The 15,987-nt window shown below is 64.2% G+C and carries 14 protein-coding genes; 8 read left to right on the top strand and 6 right to left on the bottom strand.

Annotation, left to right across the window (positions count from 1 at the left end; all coding sequences use genetic code 11):
* Window positions 1-2 precede the first annotated feature (2 nt).
* Both HAPAU_RS11070 and HAPAU_RS11065 read right to left on the bottom strand, forming a co-directional pair.
* Window positions 3-2,498, bottom strand: a complete 2,496-nt coding sequence (locus HAPAU_RS11070) for a GcvT family protein (protein WP_066382576.1) — start codon at window positions 2,496-2,498, stop codon at window positions 3-5.
* Between the two features lie 54 nt (window positions 2,499-2,552).
* Window positions 2,553-3,368, bottom strand: coding sequence for an IclR family transcriptional regulator (locus tag HAPAU_RS11065; protein WP_066382574.1), 816 nt, complete (start codon window positions 3,366-3,368; stop codon window positions 2,553-2,555).
* Between the two features lie 357 nt (window positions 3,369-3,725).
* Between HAPAU_RS11065 and HAPAU_RS11060 the strand changes: the two genes are divergently transcribed.
* The 6 genes from HAPAU_RS11060 (at window position 3,726) to HAPAU_RS11035 (ending at window position 10,520) form a co-directional block, all read left to right on the top strand.
* Window positions 3,726-4,862 carry an aromatic ring-hydroxylating oxygenase subunit alpha gene (locus HAPAU_RS11060; protein ID WP_066382572.1) on the top strand — a complete coding sequence of 379 codons (1,137 nt, stop codon included), beginning with the start codon at window positions 3,726-3,728 and terminating at the stop codon, window positions 4,860-4,862.
* Window positions 4,863-4,869: 7 nt separating this feature from the next.
* On the top strand, window positions 4,870-5,244 hold the full coding sequence (locus tag HAPAU_RS11055) for a hypothetical protein (protein WP_066382570.1): 375 nt from the start codon (window positions 4,870-4,872) through the stop codon (window positions 5,242-5,244).
* A 99-nt stretch (window positions 5,245-5,343) separates the two neighbouring features.
* Window positions 5,344-7,062, top strand: coding sequence for a formate--tetrahydrofolate ligase (locus tag HAPAU_RS11050; RefSeq protein ID WP_066382568.1), 1,719 nt, complete (start codon window positions 5,344-5,346; stop codon window positions 7,060-7,062).
* A gap of 135 nt (window positions 7,063-7,197) precedes the next feature.
* On the top strand, window positions 7,198-8,586 hold the full coding sequence (locus HAPAU_RS11045; RefSeq protein ID WP_066382566.1) for a glycine cleavage system protein T: 1,389 nt from the start codon (window positions 7,198-7,200) through the stop codon (window positions 8,584-8,586).
* Window positions 8,587-8,674: 88 nt separating this feature from the next.
* Window positions 8,675-9,541 (top strand): methylenetetrahydrofolate reductase, encoded by an 867-nt coding sequence (locus HAPAU_RS11040; RefSeq protein ID WP_066382562.1) that lies wholly within the window; start codon window positions 8,675-8,677, stop codon window positions 9,539-9,541.
* Between the two features lie 124 nt (window positions 9,542-9,665).
* On the top strand, window positions 9,666-10,520 hold the full coding sequence (locus HAPAU_RS11035; protein ID WP_066383238.1) for a bifunctional 5,10-methylenetetrahydrofolate dehydrogenase/5,10-methenyltetrahydrofolate cyclohydrolase: 855 nt from the start codon (window positions 9,666-9,668) through the stop codon (window positions 10,518-10,520).
* Window positions 10,521-10,573: 53 nt separating this feature from the next.
* Here HAPAU_RS11035 and HAPAU_RS11030 read toward each other — a convergent pair whose 3' ends face one another.
* Complete coding sequence (locus tag HAPAU_RS11030) at window positions 10,574-12,265, bottom strand: BCCT family transporter (protein ID WP_245634084.1); 1,692 nt, start codon at window positions 12,263-12,265, stop codon at window positions 10,574-10,576.
* Between the two features lie 417 nt (window positions 12,266-12,682).
* Here HAPAU_RS11030 and HAPAU_RS11025 point away from each other — a divergent pair, with 417 nt between their 5' ends.
* Entirely contained in the window at window positions 12,683-13,129 is a 447-nt protein-coding gene (locus tag HAPAU_RS11025; RefSeq protein ID WP_066382560.1) for a universal stress protein, read from the top strand.
* A 940-nt stretch (window positions 13,130-14,069) separates the two neighbouring features.
* Here HAPAU_RS11025 and HAPAU_RS11015 read toward each other — a convergent pair.
* Window positions 14,070-14,312, bottom strand: a complete 243-nt coding sequence (locus HAPAU_RS11015; protein WP_066382556.1) for a helix-turn-helix domain-containing protein — start codon at window positions 14,310-14,312, stop codon at window positions 14,070-14,072.
* 140 nt (window positions 14,313-14,452) lie between these two features.
* Between HAPAU_RS11015 and HAPAU_RS11010 the strand changes: the two genes are divergently transcribed.
* The gene (locus tag HAPAU_RS11010; protein WP_066382554.1) at window positions 14,453-14,947 is read left to right on the top strand and encodes an HTH domain-containing protein; all 495 of its coding nucleotides are present in this window, start codon (window positions 14,453-14,455) and stop codon (window positions 14,945-14,947) included.
* 39 nt (window positions 14,948-14,986) lie between these two features.
* Here the strand turns inward: HAPAU_RS11010 and HAPAU_RS11005 are convergent, their stop codons facing one another.
* Both HAPAU_RS11005 and HAPAU_RS11000 read right to left on the bottom strand, forming a co-directional pair.
* Window positions 14,987-15,469, bottom strand: coding sequence for a hypothetical protein (locus HAPAU_RS11005; protein WP_066382552.1), 483 nt, complete (start codon window positions 15,467-15,469; stop codon window positions 14,987-14,989).
* Window positions 15,466-15,966: a hypothetical protein gene (locus HAPAU_RS11000; protein ID WP_066382549.1), complete on the bottom strand. Its 501-nt coding sequence runs from the start codon at window positions 15,964-15,966 to the stop codon at window positions 15,466-15,468. Before HAPAU_RS11000 ends, HAPAU_RS11005 begins: the two co-directional genes overlap by 4 nt.
* Window positions 15,967-15,987: the final 21 nt, after the last annotated feature.

Genomic DNA, 15,987 nt, shown 5'->3' with positions numbered 1-15,987 from the left:
GGTCAGCGGATGATCTTCTCCCGGTCGGGGTCGAACAGCGGCTCCTCGGCGACCGTGGCGGGGTAGCGTTCGCCCTCGAACTCGATTTCGAGCGAGACGCCGGTCTCGGCGAATTCGGGGGGGAGGTAGCCGTAGGCGATGCCCGCGTCGATGCTGTAGCCGTAGTCGGCGGCTTTGACGTGGCCCACGACGTCCTCGCCGTCGAGGATCGGCTTGCCGCCGTCGATCACCTCGCCTGCGTCGAGCGTCAGCGGGACGATCTCCCGGTCGAGATCCGATTCCTTCGCCTCCAGCAGTGCCTCTCGACCAATGAACTCGGTGTCGGTATCGACCGCGAAACCGATCCCCGCCTCGTAGGGGTCGTGCTCGGGCGTGAGGTCGGTGCCCCACAGCCGGTAGCCCTTTTCCAATCGAAGGGAGCCGAGGAAGGCACCGTTGCCGAGTGCGACCATACCGTGATCTTCGCCCTGCTCCCAGATCAGGTCCCAGAGCCGCCCGCCGTATTCCGTGGGTGCATACAGCTCCCAGCCGAGTTCGCCGACATAGGAGACCCGCAGCGCGAGCACCGGGATGGAGTCGAGGTAGAACTCCTTTGCGCGGAAGTACCCGAAGGAATCGTTCGAGAGGTCCTCGTCGGTGAGCGGCTGGAGCACTTCCCTCGCCTTCGGTCCCCAGACGCCCAGCCCGCACTGATCGGAGACGTGGGCGTCGATATCAACTCCCTCTTCGGGCGCGTGCTCGCGGATCCAGCGGGTGTGCTCGGTCGCGGAGGCCCCGCCGCCGGTGGTCGCGACGAATCGGTTCTCCCCAAGTCGAGTGACCGCCATGTCCGCCAGTACCCCGCCGTCGTGATCGAGCATCGGGGTGTAGCGCACCTGTCCGATCGAACTATCGAGGTCGTTCGCGAACAGCCGCTGGACGAACTCCAGCGCCCCTTCTCCTTCGATCTCGATACCGGTGTACCGCGAGAGGTCGTAGATCCCGACGTTCTCCCGCACCGCCTGATGCTCGGCCCCCTGGATCGGCGACCACCCCTCCGCCAGCCAACCCGAGCGCTCGGGCACGTCGTATTTCTCCAGTAACGACTCGTTTGCCTCGTACCACTGGGGGACCTCCCAGCCGCCCGATTCGTAGAACTCGGCACCTAACTCCTTCTGGCGCTCGTAGAACGGACTGCGACGGAGCCCGCGTTGCTCGACGGGCTGTTCGTTCGGGTGGATCAGTTGGTACACTTCCTGGTACTGCTGGCCGCCGCGGGCGTACGAGAAGGCCCGGCTGCCCGAATGGGGTTGGAACCGTTCGAGGTGCGCCCCGCTGACGTCGATCTTTTCGTTCCCGAGCCGGGGAACGCCCTCGTCCATCCACGAGGCGACGACGCTGCCGACGCCGCCCGACTGGGTGACCCAGACCGCGAGTGCCCACCACAGCCCGTCGATCCCCTCGGTCTCGCCGAGGATTGGCATGCCGTCCGGGGTAAAGGAGAATATCCCGTTGAAGGCGCGCTCGAACCCGCAGTCCTCGAAGGCGGGGACGAGTTCGCGGGCGGCGTCGTAAGCCGACTTGTCGATATCGGGGTGAGTCGGCTCGTAGAAGTGCTCCTCGGTGAACTCCCGGATCGAGGGCATCTCCTCGGCCTCCTCGGGTGCGCGGATGTCCTCGGGGTCCACGAGCAGGGGTTCGTGGTCGTACGAGCCGATCCCGTAGGATTCGCCGTGCTGGCGGAAATACAGCGAGTAGTCCTGGTGGCGGAGGATCGGCTGTTCGAGTTCCTCGCTCGCGCCCGCGAGTTCGTCAAGGGGTTCGCTCACGAGGTACTGGTGGGCGCAGGGGACGAGGGGAACGTCGACGTCGACCATCTCGCCGAACAGCGGCCCCCAGATGTTCGTCGCCACGAGCACTTCCTCCGCTTCGATCCGCCCCCGGTCGGTGACGACCGCTTCGAATTCTCCACTCTCGGTCTCGATATCGGTGACGGTGGTATGGCCGTAGAACTCCGCGGCCCCTCGATCCTCGGCCGCGTGGGCCATCGCCGCCGAGGCGTCGACCGCGTGGGCCTTGCCGTCACTGGGGACGTGGTAGCCGCCGTAGATTACTGAGGAATCGATCTGCGGGATCCGCTCGGCGACCTCTGCGGGCGAGAGCAGTTCGCCGCCCTCGATCCCCCACGAGCGGCCGTACTCGCGCTTTCGTTTCAGGTACTCCAAGCGCTCCTCGGTGTAGGCGACCTCGATGCCGCCGCAGTCCGCAAAACCGTCTAATTCGCCGTAGAGGTCGACGGTGTACTGGGCGAGTCGGCTCATCAGTTCGTTCTCGGCCGTCTGGAAGACCAGTCCCGGGGCGTGGGAGGTCGATCCACCCGTCTCGAAGAGCGGGCCCTGATCGACGACGACGATGTCCTCACGGCCCTGCTCGGCGAGGTGGTAGGCGGCGCTACAGCCGACGCAACCGGCCCCGACGATGACGGTCTCCGCTTCCGGTGGGAGTGACTCGGCGCTCATATCGTTCGTACTGGGGTCGTCGGACCAGCACATTAAGTGTCACGGTCACACGCATCACGATCGGGGTCCGGTTCCGCCGTCCGCTTCGATCGCGGTCTCGAGGTCGCGCGCGGCCTCGATGACGACCGCCGCCGCCTCCGTCTCGAGGCCCTCGCTCTCGCGGCGGTAGGTCGGGACCGACATTCCGAGCGCCCCCAATGGCGATCCATCCGGGTTCGAGACGGCGACGCCGACCGCACACAGCCCGTCGACGTACTCCTCCTCGGCGACGGCGTACCCCCGCTCGCGGGTGAGCGAGAGATCGTCCTCCAAAGCCGTTCGGTCGGTGATCGTGTTCTCCGTGTGCGCGGGCAGTCCCCAGCGCTCGATGACGACCTCGACCCGGTCGTCGGGGAGTTCCGCGAGCAGGGCCTTCCCGGCGGCCGTACAGTGCATGTGGTAGTACGTCCCCGAGTGCGAGAGGTCACTGGTGGTGGCGAACAGGTCCTCCCGATAGCTGTTTTTGGGGTGGTAGGACTCGTAGACCGTGATCGTCCGCCCGTCGTTCTCGACGACGAAATCCGCCTCCTCGTCCGTCCGCTCGGCCAGATCCCGGACCGTCCGTCCGGCCAACCGGTAGCCTCGCTTGCGGAGGCGGGCGTACTCGCCGTGGTGGTGGAACTTCAGGCCGACGTGATACTGCTCGCCCTCCTTTTCGAGGTAGCCATGGGATTCGAGGGTTGAGAGGTGTTTGTAGACGGTGCTCTTCGCGAGGCCGAACTCCGAGACGAGTTCGGCGAGCGTCGCCCCGTCTCGGCGCTGAATGTGTTCGACGAGTTCGAACGACCGCTCGGTCGTCTTCACCCCATCCCGAGTGCGATCCGTTGTCATAGTACTGTTCGCACGGACTGGATACAAAATAGTTCGGGTATATCGAACCGAGTCGCTCCGGTCGAACATCGTCAAACACGTCGACCGTTCGGAACCGATCTGCTTCCACTCGCCGGTTCGAGAGGGAAAACCAGGCGCAAACGGGCGCCCCATCGAGGAAACGATCCGACTCGCCCTCCGTTGATTACGTTCGTACTACTGTAATAGATGGGTGCCCTCGTCCGGCCTGTACCTTCCGATACACCATGAGTTCGAATATTCCGAACTAGATGGATTGCGCCGCTCCGTGGTGTCCTCCCGGTGGCGCGGTTGAAGAGCGCCAACTTTTTTATGACTGGGTGAAATACGAGGTAACGTATGACGCGGTGGAACGACGGGACAGAGCAGACTGCAACGGTCAGTCCCGACATAACCGACGAGATGAACGCGCTACCGGCAAAGTACTTCACGGACCCGGCGGTCCACGAGATGGAAAAGGAGAAGGTGTTCTCACGATACTGGGTGTACGCGGGCCACGCGACCACCATCGAGGAGCCCGGCGATTACTTCACCCGAACGATCGGGGACAGACGGATCATCGTCACCCGTGACAAGGACCGCGAGGTGCGGGCCTTCTACAACGTCTGTGCCCATCGCGGCTCGAAGATGGTCGAGGACACCCCGATGACCGATCCGGGCAACGCCAACGGGATCCGCTGTCCCTATCACCTCTGGACGTACGAACTCGACGGAAACCTCCGGAGTACGCCCCAGAGCTTCGAGACCGCGGGGATGAACCCCGATCTCGAGGACGACGATGTCCCACGGCTCGATCCGGAGGAAAACGGGTTGCTGGAGGTCCATCTCGATTCGATCGGCCCGCTATTGTTCGTCAACTTCGACGACGATCCGATGGCGCTCGAAGAGCAGGCCGGTACGTTGAAGGACGAACTCGAATCGTTCCCGCTCGGTGAGTACGAGCACGCCCGCCGGTACGTCTCGGAGGTCGAGTGCAACTGGAAGACCTTCAGCGGGAATTACTCCGAGTGCGATCACTGTCAGGCCAACCACCAGGACTGGATCAAGGGGATCTCGCTGACTGAGTCGGAACTCGTCGTCGACGACCACTACTGGGTCCTCCATTACACCCACGACGAGGGCGTCGAGGCCGACGACGCGCTGGTCGAGGGCGAGGCCCGGTTCTACTACTTCTGGCCGAACTTCACGGTCCAGATGTACGGGAACGCCGACGGCTACGGCACCTACATCATCGACCCGATCGACGAGGGCCGCTTCCAGCTGATCGCCGACTACTACTTCGAGAGCCCCGACCTCTCGGCGGAGGAAGAGGAGTTCGTTCAGCTGAGCCGCCAGCTCCAAGAGGAGGACTTCGAACTCGTCGAGCGACAGTACGAGGGGATGACGTCCGGTGCGCTCGCTCAGGGCCAACTCGGGCCGAACGAACACACCGTCCACCGACTCCATCGGCTCGCCCAGGAGGCCTACGAGGCGTGACTCGCCCGTGAGCGCCGACAGTCCGGAGCGACGGGAACGGGGCGGTTCGGTCGTCGTCTGTCCCGACTGCGAACTGCGAAAGGCGATCGAGACGCCCAACGAGGCGGTGGCGTTCTATCGCCGTCACGCCGCCATCACCGGCCACGACGTCGACTGGGAGCGTGCGGACGTCGACGGCCTCGGGGCGGTCACGGACGACGACCTCCGGACGGTAATCCGGACGCTCGAAGGGCGGTTCCCCGAGGGCGTCCCGATCGGGATCGTCACCGCGGCCGCGAGCCGACGGGGAGCCACGATCGGCCAGACGGTAAACGCGATCCAGGGACTCCGGATGGGCGGCGAACTGTACGAGCCCCGGGACGACCACCTCCGCGTGACGTGAGGCCTGCGGGTTGAGGACACCTCGACAAGCACGGCGTCACCGTGTGAAATCCAATCACGGCAACACTTATCACGATACCGCGGAAACGGTCCCGCCTAGATGACCGACTCAGAAGGGAGCGCCCCGTCGATACCGACCGACTACGAGATCGCACAGTCCGCCGAGAAGCGACACGTCGCCGACGTGGTCGAGCCCTTCGGGCTCGATCGTGAGGACCTCGAACTGTTCGGCGAGCATACGGCGAAGGTGAAACTCGAGGCGATCGAGCGGCTCCGCGCGGAGGGCGAGGCCGACGGGAAATTCGTCCTCGTCACCGGGATGACGCCGACGCCGTTGGGTGAGGGAAAGACGGTGACGACGGTGGGGCTCGGACAGGCGTTCAACCGGATCGGGAAGGAGGCGCTGATCGCGATCCGCGAGCCGTCGCTCGGACCGGTCTTCGGCGTGAAGGGCGGTGCCGCGGGTGGAGGCTACTCGCAGGTGCTCCCGATGGAGGACATCAACCTCCACTTCACCGGCGACCTCCACGCGCTCACCTCGGCGCACAACCTGATCTCGACGATGCTCGACAACCACATCAAACAGGGCAACGAACTCGACGTCGCGGTAAACTGGGTCACTTGGCCGCGCGCGATCGACATGAACGACCGCGTCCTGCGCGAGACCGTGATCGGGTTGGGCGGCGACGTCACCGGCGTGCCGCGCGAGGACGGGTTCGTCCTGACGGCCGCCTCCGAACTGATGGCCGTCCTCTGTCTCGCCGACAGCGTCAAAGACCTCAAGGAGCGCGTCGCCCGCATCATCGTCGCCTACGACGAGGACGGCGAGCCGATCACCGCCGACGACATCGACGCGACGGGTGCCGTCACCATCCTGTTGAAGGACGCGCTCAAGCCGAACGTCGTCCAGACCGTCGAGGGGACGCCCGCGTTCGTTCACGGGGGCCCCTTCGCCAACATCGCCCACGGCACGAACTCGCTGATCGCCGACGAGGTCGCCGCACACCTCTCGGAGTACCTGATCACCGAGGCCGGATTCGGATCGGATCTGGGCGCCGAGAAATTCATGAACATCGTCTGTCGGTTCGGAGAAATGGAGCCCGACGCCGTCACGCTCGTCGCCTCGGTACGCGCGCTCAAGTACCACGGCCAAGAGATGTGGCCGCCGGACCTCGCAGACCTCGACGCGGAGGACGTCGAGAGCGTCCGCAAGGGGTTCGAGAACCTCGATGCCCACGTCGGGAACCTCCGGAAGTTCGGCGTGCCGGTCGTCGTCGCCCTCAACCGCTTTCCCGGTGACACCGACCGGGAGGTCGAGGCCGTCCTCGAGCACTGCGAGGACGACCTCGGGGTTCGCGTGGCCGAATCCACCGTCTTCGGCGACGGCGGCGAGGGCGGGATCGATCTCGCCGAGGAGCTCGTCGAGGCCGCTGAAGCGGATTCGACGTTCGAGCCGCTCTACGACCTCGACGCCCCCGTCAAGGAGAAGATCGAGACCGTGGCGACCGAGATCTACGGCGCCGACGGCGTCGAGTACCACGGCGACGCGGAGGACGACATCCGACGGCTCGCGGATCTCGGCTTCGACGACGTTCCGATCTGCATGTCCAAGACGTTTCACTCGCTCAGCGACGACGCGAGTCTGAAGGGCGCACCCGAGGGTTGGACCCTCGAGGTGAAGGAGATCTATCCCTCCGCCGGCGCGGGCTTCCTCGTCGTGCTGACCGCCGACGTGCTGACGCTTCCCGGTTTGCCCGCCGACCCAGCCGCCGCCGACATGGACATCGACCCGGACGGCACCATCTCCGGGCTGTTCTAGGTCGGGTTGATCCACACGGATCGCGAGGTTTGACGACCGTCTCGGATCCCGATTCGAGTCGAACGCCGTCCTTGTGCGCGGACGGACCGTCCGGACCCCTCTGTTTTATGTTCGTGGGGTACGTCATCTGTTGTCATGTCGGAAAACGAACCGCCACAGCGAGAGGAGCAGGCACACCCCAACCACCCGAGCGTCGATCAGTCGGATCGGACGCTGCCGAGGAACCTGCGCCAGTCGGGCGATCCGGGCATCGAGATGCTGGTCTCGACGCGGGTACGGAAATCGCCCTTTTTCCACAAGTCGTTCAACGAGAACGGCGCTTGGCGGGCGACGGTGTACAACCGGCTCTACCACCCGCGGGGGATGGTCGAACCCGAGGACGGCGGGATGATGACGGAGTACGAGGCGCTGGTCGACCGGGTGACGCTGTGGGACGTCGCCGTCGAGCGCCAGATCCGGGTGAAAGGCCCCGAGGCCGAGGACCTCGTTGACTACGTCATCACGCGCGATGCGACCGAGATAGCAGTGATGAAGGGGAAGTACGCCATCCTCTGTAACGAGGACGGCGGCATCCTGAACGACCCCGTCCTGTTGCGTCCCGGCGAGGACGAGTTCTGGTTCTCGATCTCGGATTCGACCCTGATGCAGTGGCTTCAGGGCGTGAACGTCGGGATGGACTTCGACGTCGAGATCGACGAGATCGACGTCGCGCCGATGCAGATCCAGGGGCCGCGCTCGGTCGACGTGATGGTCGACGTGGTGGGCGAAGAAGTAACAGAGATCCCGTACTACGGCCTGATGGAGGCCGAAGTGAACGGGTGTTCGGTGCTGGTGAGCCAGACCGGTTTCTCCGGCGAGAAGGGCTTCGAGATCTACGTCCGGGAGGCCTCCAAGAACGCGGAGGCGGTGTGGGATCCCGTCCACGAAGCAGTGAAAGACCACGGCGGGATGCAGGTCGCGCCCGCCCACCACCGGCGCATCGCCGCGGGCATCCTCTCGTGGGGTCAGGACATGGACCACGAGACCTCGCCGTTCCAGGTCAACCTCGGCTATCAGATCCCCGACGACAAAGAGGGCGAGTACATCGGCAAGGAGGAACTCGAACGCCAGAAAGGACTGATCGAGGACGGCGAGTACCCCTTTTCCCTCAAGATGGTCGGGTTGAAGATGGCCGGCGAACCCATCAGGGACTACGCGCCGGACTTCTGGATCGTCTCGGACCCCGAGACGGGCGAGGAGTGTGGCTACGTCACCTCGCCGTGGTACAACCCCGAACTGGAGACCAACCTCGCGCTCGCGCACGTCCCGGCCGAGAAGTTAGAGGACCTCGGCGTCCCGCTCGACGACAGCGTCTACGACGCCGACGCCGACATCGAGTTCGAGGTCCACCTGCCCGACGAGTATGCTGAGGAACCCGGCGAGCCGGTCTACGCGACGGTTTCGGAGGTGCCGTTCAAGCCCTCCGTGAACCCGAGTGCCCGCGAGCAGGCCAAACTGCACGCGAAGGAGGACGCGGCGGAGTGAGCCGTTCCGAGAGCGATCCGGACCGACCGCAGACGGGTTCGGATCAAGGGGTTCAGGACCGATGGGTCCATAGGAACCACCGGATACCATGTCGCTGATCCCGGATTCCAGCGGGGCCGTCGAGGGCGTGCCGAAACTGCTCTCTGAGCCGCGCTACGAGCTGATGCCGTTCGACAGCTTCGGCGAACAGATGGACCATCTGCCCGACGGGGCGACGATCGCGATCACCACCTCGCCGACACTCGGGCTCGAGGCGACCCTCGAATGGACGGAAAAGGGTGCCGCCGCCGGCTACGAGATCGTCCCCCACATCGCCGCACGCTACGTCAGGGATCGCGAGCACCTCGCGGAGGTCGTCGACCTCCTCGCCGACGCCGGCGTCACCGACCTGTTCGTTCCGGGCGGAGACCGCGAGGAGCCGGTCGGCGAGTTCGAGTCGGCCCACGACCTGCTCGTCGCGCTCGACGAACTGAACCACCCGTTCGAGGAGATCGGCATCACCGGGTATCCCGAGGGCCACGCCTTTCTCTCCGAGGAGACGCTCACCGGGGCGATGGCACAAAAGGAGCCGTATGCGACGTATATCGTCACGCAGCTCTGTTACGACCCGGAGGCAGTAGTGGAATGGGTCGGCGAGATCCGGGATCGAGGGATCGAACTCCCGGTCGAGGTCGGCATCCCCGGCGTGCTGAGCTACCAGCGCCTCATCGGCATCTCGAAGAAGGTCGGCGTCGGCGACTCGATCGAGTTCCTCCGAAAGACGACGAGCGTCGTCGGGTTCGTCCGCCAGCTGATCGGCTCGCGCGGAGTCTACACGCCCGACGAGCTGATCGAGGGGCTCGCGCCCTACGTCAATGACCCAGCCTACGACATCCGCGGCGTTCACATCTACACGTTCAATCAGGTGCCCGACACCGAAAACTGGCGCGAGCGCCTTCTCGACGAGCGGCTGTAGCGGAGCGCTCCAACGCTCCCGGCAGTCCCCGGCGTGATGGGAAAATGGCTCGGGGGGTATCGAGGCCGCTACAGGGAAGCTACAAGTCAGTCGCACCCGAACTCCGGACGTGCCGACGGAACTGATGCGCGGCGAGCCGGTCGCGGCGGAGCTCCGAGCGGGGGTGACCGAGCGGGTCCACGACCTCGCCGACCGCGGCGTCGTACCGACCCTCGCCACCGTGCTGATGAGCGACGATCCGGACGACGAGCGGTTCGTGGAGCTGAAGCACGCCGCCTGCAACGAGATCGGGATCGAGACCCGGGACGTCCGCCTCGATCCCGACGAGCCCTCGGCACGGCTCCGGCGGGCACTCGACCGTCTGTCGGCCGATTCCGAGGTCGACGCGGTGTTCGTCCAGGCCCCGCTCCCGGTTCACGTGGCGACGGCCGACCTCCGACGACGACTCCACCCACACAAGGACATCGACTGTTTCCACCCCGAGACTCTCGGTCGGCTCGTCCTCGGCGACCCGCGGTTCGTCCCGGCGACGCCCGCCGCCGTCCGGCGCCTGCTCGCGGCCTCCGAAATCCGAGTCGAAGGGGCGGACGTCGTGATCGTCGGCCGATCGACCGTGATCGGCAAGCCGCTTGCGAACCTCTTACTTCGGAACACAACAGGGGGTAACGCCACGGTGACCGTCTGTCACTCCCGTACCGAGGACCTCGCGGCGAAGACGCGGCGGGCGGACGTCGTCGTGACCGCCTGTGGCGTGCCGGAACTCGTCGACGGCTCGATGCTCTCGTCGGGTGTCACGGTCGTCGACGTGAGCGCGAACCGGCGGGTCATCGACGACGGGGTCGAGGTCGTCGGCGACGTCGAGTTCGAGAGCGCGAAGGAGAGGGCAGGCGCGATCACCCCCGTTCCGGGCGGCGTCGGCCCGGTCACGATCGCGTCGCTGCTCGAAAACGTCGTTCTCGCGGCCGAACGGCAGAATTAGCCGGTGAGTGATCCGTGCCCGCCACCGCGCCGGATCCGACTGGCGAGAGGCGGTCAGTCGTCGTCGCTGTCCGCGGGCTGTAGTCCGATCCCGAACCCGTCGTCGTCCTCCTCCAGTCGGTCGAGCCAGTTCTTGACCTCCCTGGATTGGAGGTATCGGTGTTCTTGGGCGAGGCCCACCCAAAGCGTATAACAGATGAAAAGCAGGATGACGGCGAACGGGAGGCCGGTCGCGATCGCCGCGGTCTGGAGCGCGCCCAGACCGCCCCCGATCAGTAACACGGCCGCGACGATTCCCTCGAAGATCGCCCAGGAGACCCGCAGGTTCCGGGTGGCGTCGTCCTTCCCGCCGGCGGTGATGCTGCCGAGCACCAGCGAACCGGAATCCGAGGAGGTCACGAAAAAGGAGACGACGAGGACGATGGCGAGCACCGACAGCACGATCGCCAGCGGCAGGAGCGCGAACAGTTCGAACATCGCGACCGCTTCGTCGGCCTGCACCGCCTGGATGATGGACGACTCGGTGAACAGTTCGAAGTGCAGCGCCGTGCCGCCGAACGCCGACATCCAGATGAAGGAGAACATCGCCGGCAGGATCAACACGGCTAGAACGAACTCGCGGACGGTTCGCCCCTTCGAGATCCGGGCGATGAACATCCCGACGAACGGCGACCACGCGATCCACCAGCCCCAGTAGAAGATGGTCCACGCGGCCTGCCAGCCGTCGCTGCCACCCTCGTAGCCCGCGGTCCAGAACGCCAGTCCGGGGACCCTGGCGACGTAGGCCCCCAGGCTCTGGACGAACGTATCGAAGATGAAGAGCGTCGGACCGATGATCACGATCGCCCCGAGTAGGGTGAACATGAGATACACGTTCAGTTGGCTCAGGCGACGGACCCCCTTGTCCAGCCCCGCCCAGACCGACACGGTTGCGAAGGCGGTGATGATCGCGATCAGTACCACTTGAACGCCCGTCCCGACGGGAACAGCTGTGCCGAGGAACTCGCCCGAAACGACGTTGAGGCCGGCGTTGACCTGGCCCGCACCGAGTCCCAACGACGTCGCGAGGCCGAACAGGGTCGCGAACACCGCCAGGGTGTCGACGAGGTGTCCGGGCCAGCCGTAGATCCGCTCGCCCAGCAGCGGCCAAAAGAGCGAGCGGAAGGTCAGCGGTAGCCCCCGGTTGTAGGCGTAAAACGCCAGCCCGAGCGCGACCAGCCCGTAGATCGCCCACGGGTGGATCCCCCAGTGGAAGTACGTCACGACCATCGCCGTCTCCGCGGCGGCGGCCGTTTCGGCCTCGCCGAAAGGCGGTGCGCTGTAGTGCCAGATCGGCTCGCCGACGCTCCAGAACATGAGGCCGATCCCCATGCCCGCGCTGAAGAGCATCGCCAGCCACGAGAAGTCGCTGAACTCCGGCTCCTGGGTCGGGCCGCCGATCCGGATCTTGCCGTACTTCCCGAGACCGAAGTACAGTACGACGACGATGAAGACGTTCGCACAGAGGATGTAGAACCAGCCGAGGTATTCGGCGATACCGGCCTGCGTCCATGTGAACACCGCCGCCGCCTGCTCCTGGAACAACAGGGTCAACACGACGAACAGGAGGATCACTCCGGCGGAGATACCGAACACGACGGGCTGAACGTCGAACCCCCACTTGGTAACGTTCCCGTCCCCCGGTTCCCTGTCGGTGTCGGCGTAGAAGACGTCCTGTCGAAGCTCTGTCGCGTCTTCGTCAGGCATGGACTGTTCCCCCGCTGGACTCTCGCACCCGTTTCCGTAGACTGGTATGTGGTATCATTGTTTCTCGTGGTGAGATCGCACCCGTTCGTTCGTCACGCCGCTCGCTCCGTCCCCGTCGGCCGCTTCGATCCTCGGTTCGTTCCGACGTTCACGTATTCGACTCCCGCGGACGATCGGTCGATTGGATCCAACTCGCCGTGATTGCTATCGACTATCATGATCGGACCCCTGTCCACTTATTCTCATTAGTCATAATAAGTGTTGTCCACGAGACGAGATAGGGAGACGACGAAGCGGCCGAAACACACGTATCCGGTGGGTTGGAGCCGCTGTGTGGGGGTGTGATCCCGTCCGGTCGTGGCTTCCGAAACACTATTACTGATCGCGGAGGTAGAGCACCTATTGGTGTGTTAACGTATGTATGACCGCATCCTGATCCCGACCGACGGCGGGCGAAAATCGGAGAAGGCGGCCGAGCACGCGATCGAACTCGCGGCCATGATCGACGCGACGGTTCACGCGCTGTACGTCATGGACCTGCCGGGTGCCCCTCGGACGCCGTACATCTACGGCGACGAAGAGGAGATGAAGGAGGAGTACAGGCGGTACGGCGAGGAGGTCACCACGGAACTATGCGCGAGGGCCGCCGACGCCGGCGTCGAGTGCGTCACCGCGATCGAGAAGGGTGCGATACACGAGGAGATCATCAACTACGCCAACGAAGCGGACATCGACCTGATCGTCATGACTGCCGGCTATCGGGGGAAGTTCGGCGGATTGTTGGGAACCGTCACCGAGCGTGTCGTCCGGTCCTCGAACGTTCCGGTCACGTCTCTCCGGATGGAGGGAGTCAAGTCGTCGTAGGAAACGACGGGTTCGTTCGATTGTGCGGAACCCTGCTGCGAGTCCCTCGCTCTACCTGTGCCACTGCGGTCGGTTACGGATCGTTTCAATGGGACGGTTTCGAGATGTCGAACGCCGTTACTGCACGTTTGACATACATGCTCGCTACACCAGTATTGTTTACGGATATACGGCTGTTAGTAGGGAACGAACGGTGTAACGGTCGACAGGCGTATCAACCACGGTATCGTGGAGGATTCGCGAGCGGGCCAGTTCGGTCGAATCGAACAGCGATTACGACGATCGCCACGGTGACCGCGGCCGCGAGAGAATGTGTCACCGATGGAACCGGCCCGGAACCGTGAATCGGATGTCCGCGTCTTCGGCTCACCGAACGATCGATTGTGTGCACGCATCAATGGACGGCACCGCGCTTCTCGAAATGGCGATTCGATTTCATGTGTCACGATAGAACTCGACACATGGCAATGTTCTGGCACACGTTCACACGGGAGCGTCCCGTCTCACCCAGTTCGAGTTTCGATTCCTTTATCACCGTGTCGTCGCCAGCAAAAGTGTCCTTCCGATCCGTCGATCCGCCGCCGGTCAGGACGTCGTCGATGAATCGTCCTCGTACCGGCTTCTCGGCTTTCCAGGGGCTATCGATCCCGTCTCGGGGCGGGTCGAACCCCGCCCCGTCTCCGGAAGAGTGATCCAATGAACCGTTCAATGGGCCCCGCTTCAGTCGATAGTCGTGGCGTCGCAGGCATGTAGTACTCGATTCGGTCCGTCGAGAGTCCCTGGTCGGTCTCGTGGGAAGACGTCCGTTTCATCTACTATCTAATAGGTGTCGAAATCGCTTAAGAATTCCGGGACGAGTCGATAATACCATAGATTTTCGTTATAAATCGACCCGAGCAACTGGGGATAATCGATCCGAAAGCGGGGCCTCGGATCGGAGTCAGGTGTTGTGTTCGCGTCGACAGACGTACCGGGTTTCGACCTTCTCGACGAGGCCGGTGTGCGTAAGCGTCCGGAGGAGCGGATACAGCGTGACCTTCCGCATCCCGAGAGAGGCCTGTAGTTCGTCGATCGTCGCCTCGTTCTCGACTTTCAGATAGAGATAGACGAGTTTCGCGCCGGACGAACCGAGCTCGGCGGGAAGCGGGGCGACTGGTCGTGATCGATCTGTCTGAGGGTCCATCGTCGGACTAGTTGACCCGCTGTCACGTAAACGTACCGCCTGTCGGTTCGCCTACTAGTCGGGATCGACCCACCGTCGTTTCAACATATCTGATCAATTGAGTTATAGTTAACTACGTCGCTCTCATCGTGGAAGACGCCATGGAGAGCCACGATTCGTGCCGAGCAGTGTTACGGCTCCGAACGCTCGCCCCGTACGGGATCAACGGGACACAAGAGGAGATCATCGGGCGGCTCCGAACGCTCGTCGAACACGGGCCGCTCACCGACCTCGACGTCGACGCGTGGGGGAGGTCCGTCGGGACCGTCGATGGAACCGACGGGCCGGACGTCCGAGAGACCGTCGAGGAGTTCACCGACTGGGCGCGTCGAAACGACTGCTCACTCACGCCCGCCTTCGAGTGGCGCGAGGCCGAGTCGTTCCTCGAGGAGGAACGCGGGCGGGGTAGCGTCGTCGTCCTGCCGTTGTTGTGTCTCGCCGTCTACGACGGGGACGGGAGCCTCGAAGCGGTCTATCCCCACCGCGACGGCGAGGAGGTCGCGACGATCCACGACGGCGTCGAGGCGCTCGAATCGCTCCGATCGTCGTCCGAGGTCGCCGCAAAACAGGGCGAACCGCTTTCCTCCCGGCTGTAATCGGGATACCGGCCCACCCCGTCTACTCGCCGGGCACGCTCAGTCGTTCCTCCCGACGAACCCGCCGACGGTCATCACGGCGCCCAACAGCACCCAATCCTTGATGATGTAGACGCCCTCGAACGACGGCCCGTACGGGAAGTACGAGAACGTCTGGGCCGGGAACACCGCAAGCGGCAGCATGACGACCGCCGCGTGGGACGCCAGCAGGATCACTGCGAGCCGGAGCGTCCGCCGGGACAACAGCGCGAGGCCGACTGTGACCTCCCAGCCGCCCAGCACCAGCCGGAAGACCTCGGTTGGCACGAACGGGAACATCTCGGCGACGAGTCCCGCGGTCGGGCTCGTACCCGTCATCGTCAGCAGGCCGAACCAGACGTAGACGGCCACCAGCGCGTACCGCAGCATCGTGAGGCTGTGGTCCTCGACGAACGCGAGGAACGTCCGTTCGATCTCCGCGCCGAACTCAGCCATGCTCTGTCGTGTGGTTCGGTTCAGCGTATCGTCGGATTTCAGGCTCATTGGTCGTCCTCCAGATCGACTTTGGCTAACACGACGAGACCGCTACTCAACAGCACCCAGTTTTTGATGATGTACGCCCCGATCGCCGTTGGGACGAACGGGAACTGCGAGAACGTCATTGACGGGGCGCTGAACAGCGGGATCATCGTTCCGAGCATCTGGAACACCATCAGGTAGACGGCGAACCTGATCGTTCGTTTGAAGAGGAGGCCGACGCCGACGGCGGCCTCCCACCAGCCGAGAACCGGGAAGAAGATATCGAACGGGAGGAAGAAAATCCCCGTCTCGACGACCGGGTTGGCGGGGCTCACACCGAAGGGCTTGACGATGCCGAACCAGAAGAACACCATCGCGAGTGCGTATCTGAGGAACGTGACACCGTGGGCTGCGAGCCACGACTCCAGTGCTCGATCCGTTCTCCGGAGTCTATCTTGAATGGACACAACGAACGGAATCTCGGCGTCCGTCGGTCGGTCGCTCTTCACATCTGCGCTCATGGTCGAGTCAAAATCGGTCGG

The organism is Halalkalicoccus paucihalophilus (genome assembly GCF_001593955.1).
Lineage (GTDB): Archaea > Halobacteriota > Halobacteria > Halobacteriales > Halalkalicoccaceae > Halalkalicoccus > Halalkalicoccus paucihalophilus.
Note: the sequence above shows the minus strand (reverse complement) of the source record. Positions and strands in the feature narration are given on the sequence as shown.

What these genes read in the sequence shown, in the direction of transcription:
- HAPAU_RS11070 (WP_066382576.1), bottom strand. Translation starts at nt 2,498, where the DNA reads ATGAGCGCCGAGTCACTCCCACCGGAAGCGGAGACCGTCATCGTCGGG.
- HAPAU_RS11065 (WP_066382574.1), bottom strand. Translation starts at nt 3,368, where the DNA reads ATGACAACGGATCGCACTCGGGATGGGGTGAAGACGACCGAGCGGTCG.
- HAPAU_RS11060 (WP_066382572.1), top strand. Translation starts at nt 3,726, where the DNA reads ATGACGCGGTGGAACGACGGGACAGAGCAGACTGCAACGGTCAGTCCC.
- HAPAU_RS11050 (WP_066382568.1), top strand. Translation starts at nt 5,344, where the DNA reads ATGACCGACTCAGAAGGGAGCGCCCCGTCGATACCGACCGACTACGAG.
- HAPAU_RS11045 (WP_066382566.1), top strand. Translation starts at nt 7,198, where the DNA reads ATGTCGGAAAACGAACCGCCACAGCGAGAGGAGCAGGCACACCCCAAC.
- HAPAU_RS11040 (WP_066382562.1), top strand. Translation starts at nt 8,675, where the DNA reads ATGTCGCTGATCCCGGATTCCAGCGGGGCCGTCGAGGGCGTGCCGAAA.
- HAPAU_RS11035 (WP_066383238.1), top strand. Translation starts at nt 9,666, where the DNA reads ATGCGCGGCGAGCCGGTCGCGGCGGAGCTCCGAGCGGGGGTGACCGAG.
- HAPAU_RS11030 (WP_245634084.1), bottom strand. Translation starts at nt 12,265, where the DNA reads ATGCCTGACGAAGACGCGACAGAGCTTCGACAGGACGTCTTCTACGCC.
- HAPAU_RS11025 (WP_066382560.1), top strand. Translation starts at nt 12,683, where the DNA reads ATGTATGACCGCATCCTGATCCCGACCGACGGCGGGCGAAAATCGGAG.
- HAPAU_RS11015 (WP_066382556.1), bottom strand. Translation starts at nt 14,312, where the DNA reads ATGGACCCTCAGACAGATCGATCACGACCAGTCGCCCCGCTTCCCGCC.
- HAPAU_RS11010 (WP_066382554.1), top strand. Translation starts at nt 14,453, where the DNA reads ATGGAGAGCCACGATTCGTGCCGAGCAGTGTTACGGCTCCGAACGCTC.
- HAPAU_RS11005 (WP_066382552.1), bottom strand. Translation starts at nt 15,469, where the DNA reads ATGAGCCTGAAATCCGACGATACGCTGAACCGAACCACACGACAGAGC.
- HAPAU_RS11000 (WP_066382549.1), bottom strand. Translation starts at nt 15,966, where the DNA reads ATGAGCGCAGATGTGAAGAGCGACCGACCGACGGACGCCGAGATTCCG.